This is a genomic window from Nocardia heshunensis, from assembly GCF_054782115.1.
The window spans coordinates 1-22,192 of record NZ_BAAGTC010000014.1 but is presented as its reverse complement, the minus strand read 5'-3'; the positions used below and the strand labels follow the sequence as shown (position 1 = coordinate 22,192).

22 protein-coding genes are annotated in these 22,192 nt (G+C 63.9%); 13 read left to right on the top strand and 9 right to left on the bottom strand.

What is annotated here, in order from left to right:
• The first annotated feature begins 57 nt into the window (after positions 1–57).
• Together ACYVN4_RS35740 and ACYVN4_RS35735 are read left to right on the top strand one after the other, a co-directional pair.
• Positions 58–1,275 (top strand): helix-turn-helix domain-containing protein, encoded by a 1,218-nt coding sequence (locus ACYVN4_RS35740; protein WP_460727021.1) that lies wholly within the window; start codon positions 58–60, stop codon positions 1,273–1,275.
• 132 nt (positions 1,276–1,407) lie between these two features.
• Positions 1,408–2,277 (top strand): hypothetical protein, encoded by an 870-nt coding sequence (locus tag ACYVN4_RS35735; protein ID WP_460727019.1) that lies wholly within the window; start codon positions 1,408–1,410, stop codon positions 2,275–2,277.
• Here ACYVN4_RS35735 and ACYVN4_RS35730 read toward each other — a convergent pair.
• Entirely contained in the window at positions 2,184–3,209 is a 1,026-nt protein-coding gene (locus tag ACYVN4_RS35730) for a terpene synthase family protein (protein ID WP_460727017.1), read from the bottom strand. The two genes, ACYVN4_RS35735 and ACYVN4_RS35730, sit on opposite strands and share 94 nt — an antisense overlap.
• Positions 3,210–3,470: 261 nt before the next feature.
• Between ACYVN4_RS35730 and ACYVN4_RS35725 the strand changes: the two genes are divergently transcribed.
• Positions 3,471–4,511, top strand: a complete 1,041-nt coding sequence (locus tag ACYVN4_RS35725) for a polyprenyl synthetase family protein (RefSeq protein WP_460727015.1) — start codon at positions 3,471–3,473, stop codon at positions 4,509–4,511.
• Positions 4,512–4,693: 182 nt separating this feature from the next.
• On the opposite strand, the gene ACYVN4_RS35720 is transcribed toward ACYVN4_RS35725, so the two are convergent.
• Positions 4,694–5,107: a Rossmann-fold NAD(P)-binding domain-containing protein gene (locus tag ACYVN4_RS35720; RefSeq protein WP_460727013.1), complete on the bottom strand. Its 414-nt coding sequence runs from the start codon at positions 5,105–5,107 to the stop codon at positions 4,694–4,696.
• Positions 5,108–5,908: 801 nt separating this feature from the next.
• Between ACYVN4_RS35720 and ACYVN4_RS35715 the strand changes: the two genes are divergently transcribed.
• From ACYVN4_RS35715 to ACYVN4_RS35705, 3 genes are all read left to right on the top strand, one after another.
• Positions 5,909–6,298 carry a hypothetical protein gene (locus tag ACYVN4_RS35715; protein ID WP_460727011.1) on the top strand — a complete coding sequence of 130 codons (390 nt, stop codon included), beginning with the start codon at positions 5,909–5,911 and terminating at the stop codon, positions 6,296–6,298.
• 376 nt (positions 6,299–6,674) lie between these two features.
• Positions 6,675–6,932: a hypothetical protein gene (locus ACYVN4_RS35710; RefSeq protein ID WP_460727009.1), complete on the top strand. Its 258-nt coding sequence runs from the start codon at positions 6,675–6,677 to the stop codon at positions 6,930–6,932.
• Between the two features lie 514 nt (positions 6,933–7,446).
• Positions 7,447–8,037: an LppP/LprE family lipoprotein gene (locus ACYVN4_RS35705; protein WP_460727007.1), complete on the top strand. Its 591-nt coding sequence runs from the start codon at positions 7,447–7,449 to the stop codon at positions 8,035–8,037.
• Positions 8,038–8,101: 64 nt separating this feature from the next.
• Here ACYVN4_RS35705 and ACYVN4_RS35700 read toward each other — a convergent pair whose 3' ends face one another.
• Positions 8,102–9,265: an FG-GAP repeat domain-containing protein gene (locus ACYVN4_RS35700; protein ID WP_460727005.1), complete on the bottom strand. Its 1,164-nt coding sequence runs from the start codon at positions 9,263–9,265 to the stop codon at positions 8,102–8,104.
• A gap of 640 nt (positions 9,266–9,905) precedes the next feature.
• Here ACYVN4_RS35700 and mtnB point away from each other — a divergent pair.
• Both mtnB and ACYVN4_RS35690 read left to right on the top strand, forming a co-directional pair.
• On the top strand, positions 9,906–10,634 hold the full coding sequence (gene mtnB / locus ACYVN4_RS35695) for a methylthioribulose 1-phosphate dehydratase (RefSeq protein ID WP_460727003.1): 729 nt from the start codon (positions 9,906–9,908) through the stop codon (positions 10,632–10,634).
• Between the two features lie 252 nt (positions 10,635–10,886).
• Entirely contained in the window at positions 10,887–11,429 is a 543-nt protein-coding gene (locus tag ACYVN4_RS35690) for a hypothetical protein (RefSeq protein WP_460727001.1), read from the top strand.
• Between the two features lie 18 nt (positions 11,430–11,447).
• Here the strand turns inward: ACYVN4_RS35690 and ACYVN4_RS35685 are convergent, their stop codons facing one another.
• From ACYVN4_RS35685 to ACYVN4_RS35670, 4 genes are all read right to left on the bottom strand, one after another.
• Complete coding sequence (locus ACYVN4_RS35685) at positions 11,448–11,666, bottom strand: hypothetical protein (protein WP_460726999.1); 219 nt, start codon at positions 11,664–11,666, stop codon at positions 11,448–11,450.
• A 62-nt stretch (positions 11,667–11,728) separates the two neighbouring features.
• Entirely contained in the window at positions 11,729–12,577 is an 849-nt protein-coding gene (locus tag ACYVN4_RS35680; protein ID WP_460726997.1) for a carbohydrate ABC transporter permease, read from the bottom strand.
• On the bottom strand, positions 12,577–13,512 hold the full coding sequence (locus ACYVN4_RS35675) for a carbohydrate ABC transporter permease (protein WP_460726995.1): 936 nt from the start codon (positions 13,510–13,512) through the stop codon (positions 12,577–12,579). Before ACYVN4_RS35675 ends, ACYVN4_RS35680 begins: the two co-directional genes overlap by 1 nt.
• Positions 13,509–14,828 (bottom strand): ABC transporter substrate-binding protein, encoded by a 1,320-nt coding sequence (locus ACYVN4_RS35670; protein WP_460726993.1) that lies wholly within the window; start codon positions 14,826–14,828, stop codon positions 13,509–13,511. The genes ACYVN4_RS35675 and ACYVN4_RS35670 overlap by 4 nt, the downstream gene beginning before the upstream one ends.
• Before the next feature lie 805 nt (positions 14,829–15,633).
• Here ACYVN4_RS35670 and ACYVN4_RS35665 point away from each other — a divergent pair.
• Positions 15,634–17,109 (top strand): MFS transporter, encoded by a 1,476-nt coding sequence (locus tag ACYVN4_RS35665; RefSeq protein WP_460726991.1) that lies wholly within the window; start codon positions 15,634–15,636, stop codon positions 17,107–17,109.
• A 768-nt stretch (positions 17,110–17,877) separates the two neighbouring features.
• Here ACYVN4_RS35665 and ACYVN4_RS35660 read toward each other — a convergent pair.
• Both ACYVN4_RS35660 and ACYVN4_RS35655 read right to left on the bottom strand, forming a co-directional pair.
• Positions 17,878–18,981: an SMI1/KNR4 family protein gene (locus ACYVN4_RS35660; RefSeq protein WP_460726989.1), complete on the bottom strand. Its 1,104-nt coding sequence runs from the start codon at positions 18,979–18,981 to the stop codon at positions 17,878–17,880.
• Positions 18,982–19,338: 357 nt separating this feature from the next.
• On the bottom strand, positions 19,339–19,581 hold the full coding sequence (locus tag ACYVN4_RS35655) for a CGNR zinc finger domain-containing protein (protein WP_460727168.1): 243 nt from the start codon (positions 19,579–19,581) through the stop codon (positions 19,339–19,341).
• Between ACYVN4_RS35655 and ACYVN4_RS35650 the strand changes: the two genes are divergently transcribed.
• From ACYVN4_RS35650 to ACYVN4_RS35635, 4 genes are all read left to right on the top strand, one after another.
• The gene (locus tag ACYVN4_RS35650) at positions 19,513–20,031 is read left to right on the top strand and encodes an alpha/beta fold hydrolase (RefSeq protein ID WP_460727181.1); all 519 of its coding nucleotides are present in this window, start codon (positions 19,513–19,515) and stop codon (positions 20,029–20,031) included. The genes ACYVN4_RS35655 and ACYVN4_RS35650 overlap by 69 nt on opposite strands.
• 378 nt (positions 20,032–20,409) lie before the next feature.
• Positions 20,410–20,775: a hypothetical protein gene (locus ACYVN4_RS35645; protein WP_460726987.1), complete on the top strand. Its 366-nt coding sequence runs from the start codon at positions 20,410–20,412 to the stop codon at positions 20,773–20,775.
• On the top strand, positions 20,765–21,088 hold the full coding sequence (locus ACYVN4_RS35640; protein ID WP_460726985.1) for a hypothetical protein: 324 nt from the start codon (positions 20,765–20,767) through the stop codon (positions 21,086–21,088). The genes ACYVN4_RS35645 and ACYVN4_RS35640 overlap by 11 nt, the downstream gene beginning before the upstream one ends.
• Positions 21,088–22,192 (top strand): hypothetical protein (locus ACYVN4_RS35635; protein ID WP_460726983.1); only part of this gene is annotated, 1,105 nt, incomplete at its 3' end. The genes ACYVN4_RS35640 and ACYVN4_RS35635, both read left to right, overlap by 1 nt.

Below are 22,192 nucleotides of genomic sequence, written 5' to 3'. Positions count from 1 at the left end.
GAGCGCAGGCCGAGTGTCACTATCCGACGTTCATCACCACAGCGGAGGGACCGACCTATGAACGCACTGCAGACGACCGATCTGGCCGTGGGTGAACGCCTCGAGATACGCCGACGCCGACGCGGTCTGTCGCGCAAGGTGGTGGCCAACCTCGCTGGACGCAGCGAGGAATGGCTGCGGCTGGTCGAATCGGGCCGACGCAAACTCGACAGCATCGAAGTACTGCTGCGGCTGGCGGAAATCCTGCACATCGACGATCTCACCGAACTGATCGACACCGCACCCGCACCGCTGCCACGCGAAGCCGACCATGATCAGATGCTGTGCCGGCTGCGTCGCGCGATCGTCGATCATCCCGCGCTGCGGATCTACGACACCAGCGGTGCCGCCACCACGGCTGAACCCACCGAGCTGGACCGAGGGCTGCGATCGTGTCGGGAAAGCTGGAACGCTGCGCCGCAACGCTATTCGCAGCTGGCCCGGACCTTGCCCGGTGTGTTGCAGGCCTGCCGCGCGGCACAGTGGCAAGCCCGTGACGACGCCTCGGCGGTGCTGCTGATACAGGCCTACCATCTCGCCCGCCAGCTGCTGTCGGCCTGCGGCGATCACGCAATGGCTGCCACCGTCGCCGACCGCGCCATGACCACCGCGACAGAGCTGGGTGACACGACCCTGATAGCTGCCAGCGCCTGGCAGGTCGGGAACGCGCTGCTGGGCTTGTCCTACCCCACGCATTGCAAGAACTACGCCCAGGCCGCGGCCGACCAACTCTCCATGACCGTGCCCGACTCGACCTGTCACGCCACACTCTGGGGCGCGCTGCAGCTGCTGGGCGCGCACGCGACCGCTCAGGGCAGCGGCGACACAGCGACCATGCTCCAGGCCGCCAGGGCCGCCGCGGCCGCCCTCGATGCCGACGCCCAGTGTCACGGCATCGCGTTCGGGCCCATCGAGGTCGGATTGACCAGCATCGAGATCGCGTTGACGACCAACGATCCCGACGAAGCGATACGATTGGCCGCCACCGTCGAACCACCGACGGACTACCTGCCGGCCCGCCGCACGAAATATCACATCGCCCAGGCCAGCGCCTACATCCGCCGACGCGACGACATCGCCGCAGCGTTGGCGCTGACCAAAGCGTCCCGAGTGTGCGCCGAGGACATCCGCTACGACCCGGATGCCCGCCGGAGTGTGCGCCACCTGATCCGGCGCGACAACTACCTGGTGCGCCCCGAAGTGCGCCATCTGGCCGAACTGGCAGGCCTGCCCTGAACAGCGCGGCACGAAGTTGGGGCCAGCGTGGGTTGGCCAAACCCGCCCTGCGGGCCGACACAATCGCGTCGGTGGGCGCACCGTCACACCGATCCGCCCCACCGTGCGAGCGGCGAGAGAAAGGTCCGGCTCGTGGAAATCGACAGCGGGCGTTACCATCTGCGGTGGGCAGGAGTGGTCGGACTGCTGCCCTTGCCCGCCATGGTTCTCGGCTTCGCGTTGGGTCAATTCCCGTGGCCCGATGACAATCTCGACGGCAGGGTGTACCTCGACTACGAGTTTCCCCGCCACTTCGGCGAGATCGGCACCCTGGTGTGGTTGGTGCTCACCGGCGCCTCGGTGATGTTCCTGTGGCTGCTCGCCATCGCATACGCGCGGCGAAGCGAACAGCTCACCGCGAGTGTCGTCGTCATGATCGCCGGTGGCGGCGCGAGTGCAGCGGCGGCACTGGTGTTCGCGAGCTCGTTCGTGACCATCGCCGTCATGGGGCGCGGCTATCCCGTCGACACCGCCGGATCCGATCACGCGGCCTCGATGGTGATCACCTATTCGTGGGATCTCACCGAGATCTGCTTCGCACTCAACACTGTTCTGCTCGGATTGATCTGGTTCGCGGTGGCCGCGGCCAATCGACGTCATCGCCTGTTGCCCACCGCCTTGACGCATACCGCCGTCGGCGTGGCGGTGATCGATGTCGTCGGCGTGGTGTCGGTGTTCGTCCCGACCGGTGCCTGGTCGCCGGGTTCGTTCGCCCAGGTGCTGCCCGGCGCCGGTACGACCTACCTGTGGATCACCGCCGCTGCCGTAATCCTGTTGCGTCGCCACGGTTTTCCCGCCGCCCCGACCGTGACTGCGGCGCGTCGCCACTCCCAGTGGCCCGGCGGGGCGGACCTCGTCGAATCCCATGCTCAGCGAGTGGGATTCAACTGCCAGGCGTGGTGCCCGTTCGCGGTGGCGGCCTGGGTGCGGGCGTATTCGAGGCTGTTGCGGAAGCTGGTGTAATACCACTCGATCGCTCCGCCCAGCCACCACCGCATCGCAGCCGCGTACTGCATTACCGCTGTACGCTCGTCTTCGCTCAGCCCGATCTGCTCACACATCTGCGGCAGCCGCTCCCGCTGAGTCCGAAATCGTTCGATCAGTTCCTCGGTGTACCCGGCGACCGAACGCATGGCCTCGTCGCGACTGCAGCCAATCTCGTGCTGGCGGACCAACACGAGATTGTCGATGTCACCGACCATCTCCTCTTTGGGCAACGAGATCAGGTCGTTGGCCAGCAGCGAGATGTCCTCGGTGAGGTCACGCATCAACGCGATCTCGGGGCTGTAGAACGCCACCGCCGGCACCTCGAAATGCCCGACTCGTTCCATAAAGTCGAACACGATGCCCATTCCGCCGCTTCCACGGCGGATGACCAGATACGCATCGATGCTCTCGGGAGTCCCGCGCACCCTTCCCCGCGCCTCGTGCACATGGGCGTACAGCCATCGGTCGTAGTGGTACGCCGCACGCTCACACCACGGTCGAGACATGCCGGCCCGGCTGCGATCCCAGATATCGGCCAGCGCCGCCAGATACGGTGGCAGACCTTCGCGCTCCTCGCTGTGGAACACACTCGCCGCGCGACCGATCACCCGCGCCGTCTCGACGGGATCGCGGCCCAGTGCCCCGTCGAAGGGCTCGTCGGTGATCGCGGCCATACCCATGAAATCCGCGAGCAGATCCAGATCCTCGCCTCGCGCGTTGGGCCAGCCCTGCGCCACCAGCCTCGTGGTTTCGATGCGCACGAATCGGTCTGTCGGATAGGCGTTCTCGCCGATCAGCCCATAGCTCTTGTGCCAGGCGACAGTGTGGGCGAGCGAGCGCTGCAGGTCCGGACTACACCTCATGTCGAAGGGGTGGACGACGCGCCCGTCGTGATCCTCTGTACTCACAAGCATCCTCCTCGGGCTGATCCGATGTGACGCGCCGCAGCCTAGAACCGACCACAGCACGGCCGGTCCAACCCGGCGAGGACCCCACAACGCCGCGCCGTTGCCCTCCACAGCACGTCCTCGGGAGGCACACCGCAGCGCGGCCATGTGGTGCTCACCATGCGATGCAGGTGCGGCCACCAACAGCGTTGTCCGCCACCGGCGTCGAGCGATCTAGCGTGACCTCCGCTCTCATGGGGCGCGGTGAATCGGAGATGACGTATGACCATGACGACCCTCGACCCACAACAGCTGTCCCAACGTGCGCAGACCGTGCTGCGCCAAGCACGCCATCTGTGCACACCCGTGTTACGCGAAGCAGTCGAGACCCTGCGAGATCCATTGCGGCGCATGGCCGGCTATCACTTCGGCTGGTGGGACGAGCGCGGCGATCCGATCGCCGAGGAGTCAGGCAAGGCGCTGCGCGCGGCGTTGACCCTGGCCACCGCCGCCGCATGCGGCGACACCGGCCGCCTACCCGCCACATCCGCCGCAGCAGCGATGGAACTGATCCACAACTTCACCCTCGTCCACGACGACGTCATGGACCGTGATCGCCTCCGCCGCGGACGAGCGACCGTGTGGGCGATCTGGGGTATCAGCGACGCGATTCTGCTGGGAGATGTGCTGCACAGCTTGGCTTTTCACACCGCCGCCACCACCCTGACCCCGACCGTCGCGGCGGCGGCGACCACCCGACTGGCGGCTGCGTCGGTCGAGGTGTGCCGCGGCCAGCAACAAGACTGCGCGTTCGAAACCTGCACCCAGGTCAGCATCGACGACTACCTCACCATGGCGGCCGGCAAGACCGGAGCACTCATCAGTTGCGCCACCGGATTGGGTGCGCGGTGCGCCGGCGCGGGCGAAGACACCGTCGCAGCGTTCGAAACCTTCGGCCTGCACCTCGGGCTCGCCTTCCAGTGCATCGACGACATCATCGGCATCTGGGGCGACCCAGCCGTCACGGGTAAACCTACGGGACGAGACCTGGTGCGGCGCAAACGAACTCTCCCAGTGATCGCCGCCATGGCCTCCCATACTCCGGCCGGTGACTCACTCGCCGAGCTCTACCGATCCCCCCACCCGGTGACCCCCGCGGAGGTCACCGCCGCCACCGACCTCGTAGTCGCCGCCGGCGGCAAAGACATGGCCGACGAATGCGCACGCCGATGCATCACCACCGCACTTACCGCGCTGCCCTCCGACCTCCGCACTCCCGACCTGCAGGCTCTCGCCCACCTCGTAACCCACCGAACCCACTGACACGACCCCCTCGGCGGGCATCACTTCGCACGATCGCCCTCGGCACTGTGCTCGACAACCAGCCGCAGGACAGGTGACCGTCAATCCTGATTCCGCAGCTCCCCTTCGGAAGCATAGGGTTGTCCGCATGCCCGTGATCTGCGGTTCCCCCAGGAATGCGAGTGATCCGCAGAGTTGTCGCCCTACCCCTCGACGATGCTCACTTTGAGGTCGAGATCGATTGTGACTCGTATCCTCCGGCGCGCACCGCTTCGCAGCACCGTCACATCGAACGGCGCTGCCGCCAAAAACTTTTCGGTACCGCGATGTGGAACAGCGATGCTCATATGCCGGCCCGAATCGGCCAAGCTCGTGTAAATGACGTGCCGAACCCCCGCCGTGGCGGCGGCCTCGACGACCGCCCTGTGCCGGCTCAGCACCACATCATCCTCCGCGTAGCCCGCCGAGACGAACACCAGGACACCGACACCGCGAAATCCGCCGACCAATGTGGCGGGATCATCGAAATCGATACGCCGGGTGGTCGAGCCACCACCTGATCGAGTACCGCTCACCACTTCCAGATCGCCGCGCGCGGCCAGACCGTCGCGGACCATGCCGCCCAGGCTCCCAGAAACTCCGGTGACGAGAATCAGTATGTTGCTCCAGACGTTGTACGTTGTGTTCAGAACGACGTCATCGAGCGTGATCCGATCGAAGAACGGCCGCCAGCACGCACTTTCAGGTCAGCTACACACACCGCCATAACCATCGACGTGGATAGGCCTATTCCCGAGTGGCGCAGTGATTATCGCGATGGCAGCATCCGCGAAATCGTCGACATCGGTCGGCGATCGATCAGCATATATTCCCAATGAAGGGAATAGATGGGTGAATTCTTCTCCGGCAGAACTACACTCGTGATGGGTCCGGTGCCCGAGCGTCCTCCCCCCTCTCGACGCGAAGCCCGGATCGCCACGGGTCTGTTCTACCGGTCGGCACCTCTCACCGCCCAAGGTAAGCATGATCAAGAGTGCGTGGCGCGAGTTGCATGTGCTCGCGCCACGCCGTGGCCGGGACCCAATTCGCTTGCCCTCCAACGCAACCACACGCAGGGAATCTGCTCTCGAGGCGAACCGATGGATGAGGGTCGTCCGAGGTGGAGCATCCGATCAGCTGGATCCGGTTCCGACACCCGCTCACGCCGCTGAAACATCGCGACAGTGGCAGCCTCGAATATTTGACGGACACTTTCCACCATTGGCAAGGGCCTGTCTCCAACCCATCCGTAGATTCTGAAACTGGTTAGACAGGCGGTCCCGCCTCGAGCGACCAACCCACCATCGGAAAAGGGCACTCGACAAACTATTTCGCGGTGCTCGGAAAGTGCCCGAATGAAATCTTTGAAACGTCGAGCCATGCGCTCCGCGGTCGCGGTGTCCGCTGCGATGATCGTGGCGTTCACGGCGTCCCCGGCCATTGCCGCGGCGCCGACATTCGCCACGCCTGTGCTCGATTCGCCCGCTCATCAGGACTCGACCTCGAATCCGGATAACGACGAGCCGCCGGAACCCGATAATTGGGCAGATCCAGACGGGGCATGGGCACCCTCGCCCAACGACTATCCCGGCCATGACAGCGACGAGGATCGGGACAACCCTTCACACGATGGGCAGAACTGCCCCGACAGTGAGCAACCCCGCTTACACGGTCCGGGCCGCGCCCATCACCGAGACTCCCTCAACCCGTATCCGCCGTATGCCTATCTCCTTCCGCCGTCCGGAAGCGCCTCCGGCAGCGGCGTCTGATCACACAGAGGGGTACCGCCCCGCGGCCTCGCGCCTCTGCCGAGCGACGACCAGGCTGTGCCAACTCCGCTATCCCTCGCGACCGAACCGTCTCCTCGTCAGCTACTGAAGCCGATCCAGCGCAACCCGACAACGAGCCGAGAACGGCATGCGGAGTCCACGTCAAACATGTTGGCGCAACATAACACTCAGTCCCGCGCCACCATGCGACGCGCGGATCTGGGCACGATGTGCGCGCTATCGTGAGCGACCAGTCTGCCCACTCCTACACTTCCCGACAGAGAGAACAACAGGCCATAAGCCGACGACTATCGTGCCGCTATATAACGGAACGATAGTCGTGGTGATCGTTCCAAAGCAGCCACGGAGGAACCCCATGATCACCTACAACGCGAAGAAGATCCTCGTCACGTCCCTGTTCACCATTGGCATCGCCGCGGGCGCAACCGTCGCAGCTCCGCTGGCCTTAGCAGAGCACGGCTGCCACTCCACTGACCACCACCACGGAGACAACGGTGACCAAAGAGGCCAACGAGGCAGTCACGGCAGCTATCTCATGCCCAACGGCGCAACCACTCCCTTGGGATGTATCCCCGGCTCAATGACCCGCCCCTGCGAGGGCGGCGACCGCTAGCCCCGGATCTCCCAGCACGTCACACCTCCAGACCAATCTCCGACGTCCACAGCTCTCATCCGCGGCCGCCGATCGGAAGAGCCAGTCATGTGGCATGACACGCGCACGACGATCCCCGAGGCGCGCAAGGCCTGGACGCCGCAAGTGATCTGGGTTGGGGAGTGAGAGAGTCCTTCGTTGCCCACCGACCCCGGTCACCCAGCGCGCCGGAATAGGCGTCGTCGGTCCAGACGAGGCTGACGGTATCGAGACCACGGGTAGAACGCCCAGATTGGTGATCAGCTCGAGATCGTGCCCCGAACCCGCGCAGCCGGGCTCGGGGCACGGGTGATTCCAACGCTTCCCGTGGATGGGAAAGGGCCCGCGAATGTTTCCCGGATCGGTGGCATTGTGAGTTGTCCCTCTACTGCGTAACCCAGGTCCGGATCGCGGATCCGCCGTCCTCGACGACGGCTGGACACCACCCGATCCCATCGGCGAATTCCCGCAGTAGACAAGAAACTCGGATGGAATCGTGACTGTCAAACCGATGTTCTCCGCGCTACTCGCGGTCGGCGTCATGGTCGCCGCGGGCGGCTGCGGAACCCTGCCCCATCTGGTTCGAACGTCGGCCACGCCCGCGAGCGCGCCGACGACACCACCAGCCGATATCACGCCCGCCGTACAACCATTCGGCGTAACGTCCACACTGCACGGCAGCGGAAACGGCATGTGTTTCAGCGTGAACACCGACCTCGCGACGTTCGCGCTTTCCCAGCTCGCCGCGCCACCCGTCGGTTCCTGGAAGATCGATACGGCGAGCACGGATTCGATCGCCGACGGCTGCGACGGGGTCTTGTCCTGGATGCTCGTGGAGGCGGGCGGCGATCAGCCGATCAACCACGTCCTGTTCTTCACCAACGGCACCTTCCTGGGCACCGCGACCCCCAAGCCCTACAGCTATACCGAGGTCGTCGGCTCCTCCCAGAACACCGTCCAAGTCCGCTACCGCTGGCCCAAATCCGGCGACCCGACCTGCTGCCCTCGAGGCGGCTCCAGCGTCGTGACCTTCACCCTCAAGGGCGCCACCGTGCAATCGGTCGGGCAGCTCCCCCCGGTCAACTGACCGCGCCGCTGTAGCCGAAGTCTGTTGCGACTCGAAGCAAGTGGTGATCGGTGTCGCGGATGGCTCAGGCGGAGTAGTCGATCGGGTCGCCGAAGGTGCCGTCACCCCGGCCGTATCGCAGGGTGATGTTCCCGGTGGCGGTGTTGCCGACGACCATGTCGAGGATTCCATCGCCGTTGAAGTCGGCGAGGATCGGGGTGGACAGCGGCATGAGCCCGCCGGAGGGGTAGGTGGTCGGTGGGCCGAAGGTGCCGTCTCCATTGCCGAGAAGGACTGTGATGGTGGAGGTTCCGGCGTTGGCGATCACGAGGTCGAGTTTGCCGTCGCCGTTGAGGTCGGCGACATCGAAGCATTGCGGCAGCACTCCGCCGGTCGGCACGACGACGGGTTTGGCGAAGGTACCGTCGCCGTTGTTGAGGAGCACGGAGATCGTGCTGCTCACCAGGTTCGAGAACAGCAGGTCGGGCTTGCCGTCGCCGTTGATGTCCCGCGCCATGCCGTACCAGGCGGTCAGGGCGCCGTCGGTGAGGGTGACGGGAGGTTCGAAGGTTCCGTCACCGCGCCCACGGAAGATCTGGATCGTGCTGTTGATGTAATTGCCGCGCAGCAGGTCGAGGTTGCCGTCGCCGTAGAAATCGGCGACTGCGGCGGATCCGGACCCGAGACCGCCTTCGGTGGAAACGGTGGTGGCGGGCTGAAAGGTGCCGTCTCCGTTGCCGAGCAGGATCGACCAGGAGGCGCTCTGATTGGAGGTGGCGAGGTCGAGATTGCCGTTGTGTTTGAAATCGCCGACGACCACCGCGCCGGGAGCGAAGCCGGTCGGGTAATTGACGGCAGCGTTGAAAGTGCCGTCGCCTCTGCCGGTCAGAATGGAGACGGTGTTGGAGGTGAAGTTGGTGACGGCCAGATCGGGTATGCCGTCGTGGTTGAAGTCGGCGATCGCGACGTAGTCGGCCTGTCCGCCGGTGGGGTAGTGCACGGCGGGCTCGAACCCGCCGCCGGGCTTACCCAGAAAGACCGATATCCCGTTTCCGAGTAGGAAGTCGCTGAACACGACATCCTTCATTCCGTCGCCGCGCAGGTCGGCGACCGCTGGGACCGCGGGTCCGACCAGATTGGGCACGGTGTCAGCGACGGCGTGGCCGCTCATCGCACCGGGGCCCACGAACGACGTCCCGGCGAACACCATGGAAATCAGGCCGACGACAACTGATCTGATGCGTGACACTTCCACTCCCCTGGACGAAATCTCTCCACGGGACCCTATGGGGTTCCCGCCGCTGGGAACAGCTCGACATCAGTGCTCGATGGGCGATCTCGGATCGGTTCGCGCTTCCCCTCGCGCGAAGCCCGGATGGCCGCGGGCAGCACGCTCGGCAACTGATGGGGCAGGGCGTCTTTCATGAGATACCTCGACTGAACTGTCAGCGACAGGTTCCGGTTGGGCCCACCGGTATTGCCAGGGATGGCAATACCGGTGATCGCTGCCCGTCGGTACATTGTTGCCGGCCGGTCGGCGAGATACCGTCCTCGCCACCGTCCCGATCATCAGGCGACCGCGTCCGCCCGAGCGAAGGAGCCGGCCCTGGTGACATCGACTGGCCCGGTTACCCGAATTACTCCGAAAGTCCGGGGCTGGGACTGTCGCCGACACCCGCCGTACTCGCCCTATCCCCCGTAGCCGCCGCCATCCAGTAGCGCTTCGGGCAGCGGCATGTGAATTCTCGCTGCCGACAATCGAATATCGCAGTCGACACCCGCCGACGTCCGATCCGTTCGATCGCCCACGAGCATCTCGGCACATGCTCGAACAACGATGCCCTGTTGCGGACCCTGTCGATCCATCCGGGTGAAAGGACCTCGATCCGATGCGAGAGATTCCCATTGTCGTGAACACGCCTGTCTGGGACGTCCACGGCGATGATTCGACCTGGCCGACGACTCCGGAACCATCGGATCGGGTGCCCGATCCGTCTACCGCGGGTGAGCGAATCGCGGTCGTCGCGCGAGGACTCCATGCTCGGGGCTGGATGTCAGGTACCGCCGGCAATGTCTCCGAGCGGCACAGCGATCATGCCGTGATCACCCCGAGTGGGCTGCCCAAGGGTGAACTTCGCGCCACCGATATGGTGACCATCGCCATCGCGGATTCTATTCCGTTACATGACAATTCACTTCGCCCATCGGCACAGGCCTACATTCATACCGCCATCTATCGAGCCTGTGGTGCCGACGCTGTGGTTCATGCGCATCCTCCTCACGCGACCGCCCTGTCGGTTCACGAACTCGCGGCCGAGGTGAGTACCATCCGATTCGCGGGCTACGAACTGATCAAGGCATTGGGCGGGAATCGCTCGGGTGTCGTGGACATTCCGGCGTTCCCCAACCATGCCGATGTATGGCGTATCGGAGCAGAGGTCGAGACCTACCTGGCCGCACATCCCGACGCGCCGCCCGTGCTGTTCATCATGGGACACGGCATCACAGCGTGGGGTACCAGCCTCGCGCAAGCTCAGGACCGCGCGGAAGGTCTCGAGGCCCTCTGCGAATTGACCAGCCTGACCGGGCGACGTCAGATTGCGGTGAGCGACAACTAGATCCGATCGAGAGCCCTCCAGCTCACCATTCCCCGTATCGTGAAATACGTCACCGGCATTCCCATCGGTGGGAACTTCTATTCTCGGTCTAATATCTGGATCTCGAAGTTCACGAATTCCACTGTCTCGCAATGCCCGCTGCGCATTTCGGCTGTTTTTCGCGGTGGTCGCTCGGTGGGTGCGACCGCGAGCAACTGGTTCGATGGGAAGGTCCCGGTCATGTTTCACCGAAATGGGTTACCCACCAGGCGAATGAGTCCCCTCTGGTACATGCTGTCGCCGCTGGCGATGCTTGCCGCCACGCTGTGCCTGATGATCTCTCTCGCGGAGATGAGCCTCGAGGATCGGAGTCTCATCGGCCAGGACGGTCGTTCGGTGTATCTCGAGCGCGATAGTTCCTACACGATCAGCGGCGATGCGGTCGCCGGTGATCACATCACCTGCGCCTTCGATCCGCTCTCGGGGAAACTCGGCTTCGACCGCAGCTTCACGGTGCCCGTGCAGCAATCGTGGCAGCGTCCGACACGATCACGAATCGGCACGTTCGCGGTGTCCGACGGGGGCACGTACACGATCACCTGTCAATCCCGATCGAGTGCGGTCGGCCCGGTACAGATCGCACCACCGAACCCGCGCTGGTTGCGCTCGGTCGAAATCTGCGGAAGCAGTCTCGGGCTCTTCGGCGTGCTGTGGATCGCCTATGTCTTCGTGCGCCGCAGGCGGGGCCGATCTGTCGTGGTTGGCGCGATCTCCGACATCATGGACGCTTTCCGCCCTGCGGTGAGTCGACCCTAGGGTTCCTGCGGGTGGAAGCTACGCGGATCCGGTGCTGCCGGTGGGTAGCAGCATTCCCCACGGCCAGAACATGTCGTCGGAGCCTGAATACCCCCGGCAGAATCCCTCGTGACAGGTCGGTGGGCCATCGACATCGGTCGCCGGTGTATCCAGGGTGCCGCCGAGGGCGAGTCCGGCGAGCCCGAGAGCGATCGCGGTGGTGATGGTTGCCACTCGGGTAACCGTACTGCTGGTCATGTCGAGCTCCTTTGGAATGGGTTGTGGGAAACGAGATCCGACGCTCGCCGCGACCGTGTGGTCTATCGGCCGCCGAGTCCGGTGGTCGCGACGCCGCGCAGGAAAGCGCGCTGGGCCAGCGCGTAGACCGCGACCAGCGGTAGCAGGATGAGGATGGCAGCGGCCATGAGTACCGGCCATCTCGACACGTATTGGCCTTGCATCCACACCAATCCGAGGGTGAGGGTGCCGATGTCCTTGCGCTGCACCATGACCAGGGGCCAGAGGAAGTCGTTCCACACATTGACCCACGTCAGTACCGCGAGGACGGTGGCGGCGGGCTTGGCGTTGGGCAGCAGGATCCGCCAGTACACCTGCCACGGCGAGCAGCCGTCGAGCACGGCGGCCTCGTCCAGATCACGGGGCAGGGTGTGGAAGAACTGTCGCATGAGATAGGTGCCGAAAGCGCTGCCGAACAAGCCCGGAACGATCATCGCCCACGGCGTGTCCATCCAGCCGAAGGCACGCATCAGGATGAACTGCGGTATGACGGTGACCGTCAACGGGACCATCAGGGTACCCAGGTACAGGACGAAAAGCGTGTCACGACCGGTGAATCGGAGCCGGGCGAACGCGTACCCCGCCAAGGAACAGAAGAACACTTGTCCGGCCGTGACCGCTCCCGCGTAGATCGTCGTGTTAAGCAGCATCCGCCAGAACGGCATCATCGTGAACACGTCCGTGTAGTTCGACCACTGCGGATGCGCGGGAAGCAGCACCGGCGCACCGACGTCGGATTCCTTCTTCAGCGACCCCGACACCGCCCACAGGATCGGAGCCAGCGCGCACCAGGCGGCCGCGATCAATCCGGTGTAGAGCGCGAGACCGCGCAGCAGGCCGCGTCTGATCCGGCGTTCGCTCGAGACGGTCATCAGTCCTCCCCCGTGTGGCGGCGTGCGAACCACAGTTGCGCCACCGTCAGCGCGAACAGGACAACGAACATGACCCACGACAGCGCCGACGCGTAGCCGAAGTCGAGAAACGCGAACGCGTGCTGGAACAACATGATTCCGAAAACGTAGGTTCCCGACTCGGGTCCGCCGTGCCCGCCGGTGAGGACGTAGACCTGGTCGAATGCCTGGAAGGCGTTGATGACCGAAACCACCACCACGAACGACAGCGCCCCGCGGATCAGCGGCAGCGTGATGGCGAAGAATCGCCGCACCTCGCCGGCGCCGTCGATCGCCGCGGCCTCGTAGAGCGACTCCGGTACACCGCGCATCGCGGCCAGCAGCACGACGATCGCGAAGGGCACGTTCTTCCACACGCTGACCAGACACAGCGAGACCATCGCCCACTTCGGGTCGACCAGCCACGGCACCGCAGCGAGCCCGAACCAGCCGAGCACAATGTTGAGCAGCCCGTCCTCGGTGTTGAACACGAACTGCCACACCAAGGCCATCACGACCGACGACACCGCCAACGGCAGGAACAGGATCGTGCGAAAGATGCTGATCCCCTTGATCTTCCGATTCAGTATCGCCGCGACGGCCGCGCCGATCAGCACGGTGGGGACAACCGTGCCGAACGTGAAGATCGCCGTATTGCGCGCGGCGATGGCGAACAGCGGATCCGCGGTCAGCAGGGTCCGGAAGTTGGTCGATCCGACATACCGTGGCGCGGTGAACAGGTCCCACCTTTGCACGCTCATGTACAGCGAGAACGCGAGCGGGAATACCATGAACAGCGCTATCGCGGACAGGTTCGGCGCGATGAACACCAGCGCCCACCGCCGCACCCGCGTTTTCGCCGTGGTCGATCCGGCCGCGGCGCGAACCTCGGGCGGCGCATTCAGCAGTGAGGTCATTGTCTGGCCAGCACCTGGTCGATATCGCGGGACAGGGCGCTCTTCAAGGAAGCCGCGGGCCGCGCACCGCGCAGTACGGGTCCCATGCTCCGGTCCATCAACGCGTCGATTTCCTCCCACACCGGCGTGACCGGCAAACAGCCGGATCGGGCTGGACCGTCGGTGAGCACCGTGAGGTTGCCGATCCTGGTGTGGGCCTTGGCAAATCCCGGTGAGTTCACCGCGGATCGCAGCACCGGCACGAACAGGCCGGACTCACCGATCAGCGCTTGTCCCACCGGCCCGGTCATGAACTTCAGGAAGTCCCACGCCTGTTGCTTGCGCGGACTGCTCGCCGCGATCGCGATCCCCGTGGTGCCGATATTCGACTGTGCACCAGTGTTTTTCGAGCCCACGGGCAGCACCGTCAGATCCAGGTCCACCGCGTCGGTGCGGGTGAATGTGCCGTAGCGCCAGTGTCCACCCATCGCCATACCGGCCTTGCCCGACACGAACATGTCCATCGTGGACATGGACTGCCGATCGGCGGGGGTCGGTGCCACCCGGTGGGTGTTGGACAGATCCGCGTAGAACTGGACACCCGCGAGGAAGGCGTCGTCGTCGAAATTCAGATGCGCGGGATTCGCCCGCGGCGCCGACCATGGGGTGCCGTTGTTCATCCCGAACAGGCCCGCCGAGTAGTACGGCACCCAGGTATCGACGAAACCCCACTGCGTCGTCTTCCCCGAGGCGTCATGCTTCGTCAAAGCCTTTGCGCTGTCCAAGAATTCGTCGAAACTCCAGGGCTGATCCCAGCGCGTCGGCGGCTTCTTCAACCCGGCATCGGCGAAGAGTTGCTTGTTGTAGAACAGGAAGTTCCCGGCCCACTGCTCCGGGAAGGCGAACTGCCCGCCCTTGAACTGGAATGTGTCGTAGAGCGTATCGACGCTGTCGGCCCGCAACTGGGCGGCGAACACCGGATCGGTGTCGAGCAGGGTGTTGAGATCCAGCAGCACCCCGCGATCGGCGAGTCCGGCATAGGTCAAATCCCACGCCATCAGCACGTCCGGACACCTTCCACCCGCGCAGAACGTGGACATCTGCTGCATCGGGTCGGGTCCGGAGGCCACCGTTCGCACGGTGATTCCCGGCCGTTGACGTTGGAATTCGTCGATGATTCTCATCCGGCCCCGCAGTTCTTCGGGATTGGCTTGGAAGAAGAACGTCAAAGCGCCGTCGTCGTAGCCGCAGGCGGTCGCGGGCAGTGCCGCCGCCGCGGCTCCGAGGGCCCCGGCACCCCGCAGGAATGTCCGCCGCCCGAACGATCTATCGAACATCCAGCTCAGCTCCTGACCTCCGGGCCGTTCCAGTGCCGCCGCATACCGTACCGTCAGATAACGGCGTATGCAAGATTCGATTGTTCGGCTGATGGCATCGCCTTGCGAAGTCCGTTGCAAACCAACGCGTTTGATTCAACACCCAATTCACACCCGGGTTATCGTACCGTTGTTCATTGGCTTATTGTGAAGCGTCCGCACAGACTCTCACCAAACAGCGGCCGGCATCCCCACACGTACGGCGCGTAATTCCTGATGCGCCACCAACACAGGGTCGCGGTCTCGCAGTATCCGCAATTGACCGTCCTCGTCACTGGAGGTGCGGGCGCCGTGGCCCACCATTGCTATCGAGATAGCCAGGCACGCAGGTGTTTTCGTCATTGCCGCGGCCAGTATTACGGGTCGCCACCCGCGCCGCCTGGATGTTCGCCATCCCCGAACCCGCGATGGCGCAAGCAACCCGGTGAGGCGACATCCCTTGTCGCACAGGGCATCCTCACCCACCGGATCGCCGCATGCCATCGACTCGATCAGACCGCCCAGGCGCATCTCGATGTCGAAGCAGGGCAGCAACACGGCTGCACCATTCTCACCCACGCCTGGACAGCCGCCACACAACGCGGCACACCGTTGATGGATCATGTGAATTCGAAAGGGGCATAAGCTGTTTCGATGACAGTCGACCCTCCCATCGTTGGGGACGACCTACTCTGGTCGGAATATCAGCAGGGGATCGGATCCGGCCGGCGGCCGTGGTCCGCGGCATCTGCGTCCGGAGTCTCAGAGACGTAGCTCGGGAGTCGACATGGCAGAGAAAATCGGCACGTCCGGTACGGTGCGAACGACGATACCCGCGCGTATCGACCGATTGCCCTGGTCGCGTTTCCACACCCGGATCGTCATCGCCCTCGGCGTCGCCTGGGTGCTCGACGGGCTCGAGATCACCGTGGCCGGCGCGGTCGCCGACACCCTCACCAAGCCCGAAACCCTGCACCTGTCCTCCACCGCGGTCGGCCTGGTCGCCACTGTCTACCTGGTCGGGGAAGTGTTCGGCGCGTTGTTCTTCGGCAATCTCTCCGATCGCCTCGGACGACGCAAACTGTTCATGATCACCCTCGGCGTCTACCTGCTCGGCAGCGGACTCACCGCGCTGACCCTGGGATCCGGACCCGGCTGGCTGGCCTTCCTATATCTCACACGCTTCGTGGCCGGAACCGGCATCGGCGGCGAATACGCGGCGATCAACTCCGCCATCGACGAACTCATCCCAGCGAGCCACCGCGGGCGCGTGGATATCGCCGTCAACGGAACCTATTGGGCCGGTGCGATTCTCGGCACCCTGGGCACCTACGTGCTGCTCGAGTACGTGAGCTTGTCCGCGGGCTGGCGCCTAGGCTTCCTGCTCGGGCCGGTACTCGGGCTGGTGATCCTGCTGGTTCGTCGCGACCTCCCCGAGAGCCCCCGCTGGCAGATCATGCACGGCCGCGGTGACGAGGCCGAAGCCACCATCCGCGCGATCGAGGACGAGGTGCGTGCCAGCGGTGTCGAACTGGCAGCCGTCGACGACACCCACGCACTGTGTATCCGACCCGCCAACCATGTCGGATACGCGGCACTGACGCGAATCCTGTTCCGCGAGTACCCCTCTCGGGCAATCCTGGGCGCGAGCCTGATGATCAGTCAGTCATTTCTCTACAACGCGATCTTCTTCACCTACACCTTGGTGCTGGGCAAGTTCTACGGCGTCGCGGCGACCATGACCCCGGTCTACCTGATCGCCTTCGCTGTAGGAAACCTGGTTGGGCCCTTGATGATTGGGCGCTATTTCGACACCATCGGCCGCCGCGTCATGATCTCCGGAACCTACATGGTCTCCGGCGTCGCACTCGCGGTGTCGGCTTGCTTGTTCGATATCGGAGCCCTCAACGCCTACACCCAAACCCTCTGCTGGTGCGTGACCTTCTTCTTCGCCTCCGCCGGTGCCAGCGCCGCCTACCTCACCGTGAGCGAGATCTTCCCCCTCGAGGTCCGCGCCCAGGCTATCGCCGTATTCTTCGCCATCGCACAATGTTTCGGCGCCCTGGGCCCGGTCATCTACGGCGCACTCATCGGCGACGGCACCCACCCGGGCCGCCTGTTCATCGGCTACCTCCTGGGCGCAACGGTGATGATCGGTGGTGGTCTGGTCGCGCGCGCCCTCGCCGTCGATGCCGAGGGTCGCTCGCTCGAGGACATCGCCCCGCCGCTGGCCTCCTCGGACATTCCCGCGCATGGGAATTGACGACGGATGGGCAGGGCGGTGACTGACTAGACTTCAGCGGCCCGGGTCGCACCAGCGCACAGGTGCAACCCCGGGGTCACGATTCGCTACCGACGGCCGTGGAGCCTCCACCACCACCCGTTCCCGTGATCGCCGGCGCGAAGTCCGCTGCGGACGCGGAGACCGCAACAGGCGCCCATCGTGATGTGCCTCGCCTTCCGGACGAGACCCTCCAACTCCCAGGGTTGGAAGGCGAGGCCGCACCGCGCCAAACCCCAGACGACTGTTCCCATGAGCGGGTAGGTATGTCGACCCACCGAAGAGATCGGCAATCGTACGATCGCTTTACGTGCTCGCTGACCCAGCGAAGACTCGGCACCCAGCGTGTCGACCCTCGTATGCACTGCTCCAGCAGCGGCTGGTTTCACACGCAGACCAGTTGAATCGGATCAGACACAGTCGATCACGTAGCTCCACGACCGCGCGCGTGTAAGGGTCAGGGCCACCCTCGCGGTCGTGGAGCATCCCCGCACTGCGGTCCTACGGCAGCAGGCCGGCGGTGAATCCCAGTGACTGGTCGAGATGGAACAACGGTCCACTCGCGGTAGCCCCCCACACACGGGCGGTCCGGATCGGGTCAGCCTCACGCGGCATCCGGGCGCGCCGACGATGGTCGGCTATCGAAGCGGTGTGTTCGGGCGTCTTCAGCCTCGGTGGCGGCCTCGTCGTAGGCAGGGGGCACGAATGGTCACACTGCCTCGTTCTCGAGCGACAGATCCGTTTCTTGGATCAGAAGTCCAGTGAAGGAGCAGGTCTGGCCGGGACTTCAGTTCCCAGCGTGCCCTTCGCCTGTAAATGGACGCGGTTGACGATGACAACGTCATCCCGGCCACGCGCGACGACTCGAAGCTGGATCGAGGCCCCGGGCCCCTCCGCGGGCACACAGACCTCGGCCGCGAGCTCGGCTTGCCGTGGGCGGCCGGTTTCGACCAGCGCCGTATCGATGGCATAACCATCGCAAAGTAGCTGTACCCCGATGGTTTCCAGCTCACCATCGGCCGAGAGGTCGGCGGTGCCGTTCAGCGAATAGACGATGCCGGGAGGTTGGCTGCCCCCGCTGAGCCGGATCGAGGTACCTGCCTCCTCGAGTTCGATGAGAGGTCGTTCCTGTCCGGTTCGCCACCAGTGGGCTTGATCGCCACCGTGTTGACCATATTTGCGTAAGGGGACAAACGAACCGTGGGACGCGCGACGTCCCTCGACGGACCGGTCGCTGTCCAGGCGAACGCGGTCATCGAATACGGCGGCGGGTGGCCGACCGTAGTCGTATTTCCAATCCCTCAGCCTGCTCCAGCGCATGGCGCCGCGCGGATCGCCGATCAACCGGTTCGTCTGGGAGGAACCGCCATTACCGAGGCTGACCAGAAAATCGACCATGCCGCCGTCGAAGTCAACCCAATGATCGCGGGATTCGCTGTCCTGAAAGTGAACACGGATCGGCCAGGTGTCCGGATCCTCGCCGTCGGTAGCCCAGAAAAGCAGGCAACCGTTGGATGTCTGCCCCCACAGCAGGAGATTGTCCGATGTCAGCCGGCCCGCAGCCGGATTCGGGCAAGCGGCATCGAGATCGTCGAAGAATCCGCTCTCTCGGAGCGACCGGGTGTTGTCGAGCAGAACCGTCAGGGTAGGACGGGGCCCGCGTTGGCGCGCCGGAAAGAACACGGAGAGCACGTGGTTGATCTCCCCGTCCCCATAACAATCGATGAACTCGCGATAGTCGGCGGGAAGCGTGAGGTGCATCGCCTGCTGGATCGCCGACCACGGCGGCGCCACCACCGGCGGCAGCGGCGGTGGCGGCATGAGCGACTTCAGAAGTGCCAGGCCAGGATTCACGAAGGACCCCTCGATCGGATGTGCCGCACATTCGCAGCCCGGTGGTCGCGAGGTACACGCCTTGGCATTTTGCTTCGATCAGAGAGCGAAACTCAGCAGTGAGCTTCCCAGACCGACTGCTGAACCGACGAAGGACAAGAAGCTAGCCAGATCGAGCGGACCGGCTGAACCAGTATCGGGCACTTCAAACCTCTTCCATATGATTACGTGATCGACACATGCAACGTCAGGATCGAAGGGGTAATCCGATCCGGTCGACATAGTCCCCCGCTGCGAAGATCCACAGAACATCGCTGAGCGATCGGAACGTTAGGGGCTTCCAGTTTGAGCTATTCCCAATGGTGGCAATAAGTCCGCTCACACCTGACGGATGCCATTGGTAGGCACCAGAACTGACATGCCCGCACCTGATGCAAGGAAGCCCGGAGCGGCGGTGCGGGAGGTGTCGAGGAACCACAGCACGCAGCCGGGATCCTCGCAGCGTCGAATCCGTGGGAGGCAGGCGATCCGAGCAATCCGACGCTCGTGCTGGTGCCCGGTGCTCCCGCCAGTTCGGCAATGATTCGTCCAGCCTTCGATGAACTCGCCGACGAATACCATCTGATCGCGCCCGACCATCGCGGCCTCAACCAGTTTGCGCTTCACATCCAGGAATACACCGCCACGATCGGATTGCGCATCGCCGCCCAGCATCCCGAGCAGATGACCGCACTGAACAGTCACCACGAAAACGCCTTCCTCGAAGGGTTTATCCCTTTCTGGGATATCCGTTTCGCACGTCGGCTCGTCTGGATCGAACCGGGCACCAAAGAGATTCAGCTCCAGCTGTTCTTCTACTGCCCCACCAGCCCCAACCATGATCACGTGGGGCAAGCACGACGAGATCTTCGGCGCTGTCGCTCGATGGGAAATCTAGTTCCCGCCCCGGATGATTCCCAGAGTGGAATGCCCGAACTCGTCCTTCAAGACCGTCGCCATTCCACCACTCAGAACCTGTGCAACACAATGCATCTCGACGATGCCGGAAACCGCACCATCCGTTCCCAGTAGGGGGAACAGCCGACAATGAAAGCCAGGTCAAACGGAAGGCGGTGTCGACGGACATGACGGTGGATGGGTCGATAACTCCGGATCCGTTCTTTCCAGATCCGCCCGACTCCACCACGGTAGCCTCGGATCCATCTCGGCTCATTCCACGCAGCCCCACGCCGGTCGGCCTGCTCAACCGTGGCATCACCGAACTGCCTCCAGCCGTTGCCGATCACAACGGCGAGCAACCGAACCCGAGTGCCCTCGCGACTCCGCCGCCTCCCGCCCGGGCCGACCCCGGCCAACCGCCCATCGTCACCACTCCCCCCTCGCAACAGCACGCGTCTGTCCGAGCCGTCCACTGACGAGCGGGGACCGATGAGAGAGCTCCATCCCGACGTGCTGGCCGGATTCAGCATGAGGCGGGAATTGCGCCATCACATCGCCGAAATTCGGGAACGAGCCGATGCAATCGTGGCACGCCGTCCATCACCGAGTGGACTGGTCATTCCCGAGGTCGATGTACGCGGACGACTGCGGAACCTATATCTGACGCCCGGAACCTGCGATCGGTTCGACAACCGGGAACTGGCCGCGGAAATCATGGCGGCCATCACCGAAAGCACCGCGGACACCAAGCGGCAATACACCCTCGCGATGAACGACCCGGCCCAGCTGCCTCGCCCGTTCGAGGAGGTCGTATGGGAATTGCACCCCGATGTGGCGAGCAGCCTACAGAAGAAAGCAGACGAAAATGTCGGATAATTTAGACGCCCGTCCGGATGAGTTTCGTCGCATCGCCGAGCAACACGATGCCGTCGCAGCAATACTTCGGAAAGCCAAAGTTCCGCAAGAATATCTCGACGCTTTCCTGAGACGCAACGGAACGTTCCACGCGCCCACGCATGCCTACCTGATAGACAGCTACACCGGTCTAATCCCAGACGCCCACGGTCAGGCCACCAGTCACGAGCGCGCGGGCGACCACTTACGCGATGCGGCCAGCAAAATCGAGGAGGCGGATGTACTGCAGATTCCGCCGGGCCACGACGTCACCGCCAGCCAGAAGGACGCCTGATGTCCGGCATGCCTCCACGCCCCCAGCCGCCAGAGCCTATCAGCAACGTCGATACTGTCTATTATAGCATTAGGGACAATTGGAAGCCCGCAGCATTCTTCCACCAGCTTGGATCATATGGATTCACCAACACGCAGATCAAGGATGCCCTAGACAAACTCCTGAACCTGAGTCCAGAAGAACTCAAAGAAGCCTGGAAGAAACTCTACAACACTGACGCCTGGGATGATCCCAAGTCATTCAAACAGGATTTTCTCGATGCCGCGAAAGGTGCCCAACTTGCCGACGACCCCAAATATAGGGATTTTATCGTAGCGGTTAAGAACAACGCTGTCGACGCTTATTGCAATGAACTATCGGCCGCACCACAGTTCAGCGCCTATGGTTTCGAACCGACCGACGGCAAGGGGCAAGTGGATGCCGTAGACACCAGACTCTTTAGGCCGAAGGGAGCCAGCCGACCGCTGAGGGCCCTGATAGCGAATACCGAGTTCATGATGTGGTGGGATGTGAATACGCTCGGGCTCCGCGATCCCCAGGCCGTACCCGACTTCATCACGGAACTCGCCGGACTGCAAATTACAGAGGCGAACGGTTGGTCTAAAGTCCGAGATGCGAGCATCGACCTGCAGAGTCAGTTGCAGAGCCAGCAAGAAGCTTATATTCAGGCGCACCAGGACATTGCACACACCACGTACGACGCCACGAAGACAAGTTCCGACCTGTTCAATAACCTGGTCAAGATCAAAGACCGTCTGAACGACCAGCTCAAGTACGAGCCGCCGACCACCGCACAGGAATCCAATCAGATCATGGAGAGCACGGGCGGCAGTGCACTCAGTGCCATGAACGTGGTCCTGTACCAGGGGGACGCCGACGTCACGAGCTCTGACTTCGGCAAATACACCCTGACCCCCGACGCCGAACAACGCTATTACATCGCGCCGCTCGAGACCGCCGCCGCCGCTTGGGATACCGCTTACGCGGCGGCGGCCAAGACGATCCAGGAAGGGGCGAACAATCCCCCCAAGGGTCCAGCCACTCCAGGCGGTCCCGGCGCCACCCCAGGCGGTCCCGGCGCCACCCCAGGCGGTCCCGGCGCCA

Excerpts from the sequence above, each read along its gene's own strand:
- ACYVN4_RS35670 (WP_460726993.1), bottom strand. The coding sequence starts at position 14,828 with ATGTTCGATAGATCGTTCGGGCGGCGGACATTCCTGCGGGGTGCCGGG.
- ACYVN4_RS35685 (WP_460726999.1), bottom strand. The coding sequence starts at position 11,666 with ATGACCAGCAGTACGGTTACCCGAGTGGCAACCATCACCACCGCGATC.
- ACYVN4_RS35690 (WP_460727001.1), top strand. The coding sequence starts at position 10,887 with ATGAGTCCCCTCTGGTACATGCTGTCGCCGCTGGCGATGCTTGCCGCC.
- ACYVN4_RS35680 (WP_460726997.1), bottom strand. The coding sequence starts at position 12,577 with ATGACCGTCTCGAGCGAACGCCGGATCAGACGCGGCCTGCTGCGCGGT.
- ACYVN4_RS35710 (WP_460727009.1), top strand. The coding sequence starts at position 6,675 with ATGATCACCTACAACGCGAAGAAGATCCTCGTCACGTCCCTGTTCACC.
- ACYVN4_RS35675 (WP_460726995.1), bottom strand. The coding sequence starts at position 13,512 with ATGACCTCACTGCTGAATGCGCCGCCCGAGGTTCGCGCCGCGGCCGGA.
- ACYVN4_RS35640 (WP_460726985.1), top strand. The coding sequence starts at position 20,765 with ATGTCGGATAATTTAGACGCCCGTCCGGATGAGTTTCGTCGCATCGCC.
- ACYVN4_RS35655 (WP_460727168.1), bottom strand. The coding sequence starts at position 19,581 with ATGGTATTCGTCGGCGAGTTCATCGAAGGCTGGACGAATCATTGCCGA.
- ACYVN4_RS35715 (WP_460727011.1), top strand. The coding sequence starts at position 5,909 with ATGCGCTCCGCGGTCGCGGTGTCCGCTGCGATGATCGTGGCGTTCACG.
- ACYVN4_RS35720 (WP_460727013.1), bottom strand. The coding sequence starts at position 5,107 with ATGGTCCGCGACGGTCTGGCCGCGCGCGGCGATCTGGAAGTGGTGAGC.
- mtnB (WP_460727003.1), top strand. The coding sequence starts at position 9,906 with ATGCGAGAGATTCCCATTGTCGTGAACACGCCTGTCTGGGACGTCCAC.
- ACYVN4_RS35665 (WP_460726991.1), top strand. The coding sequence starts at position 15,634 with ATGGCAGAGAAAATCGGCACGTCCGGTACGGTGCGAACGACGATACCC.
- ACYVN4_RS35740 (WP_460727021.1), top strand. The coding sequence starts at position 58 with ATGAACGCACTGCAGACGACCGATCTGGCCGTGGGTGAACGCCTCGAG.
- ACYVN4_RS35725 (WP_460727015.1), top strand. The coding sequence starts at position 3,471 with ATGACCATGACGACCCTCGACCCACAACAGCTGTCCCAACGTGCGCAG.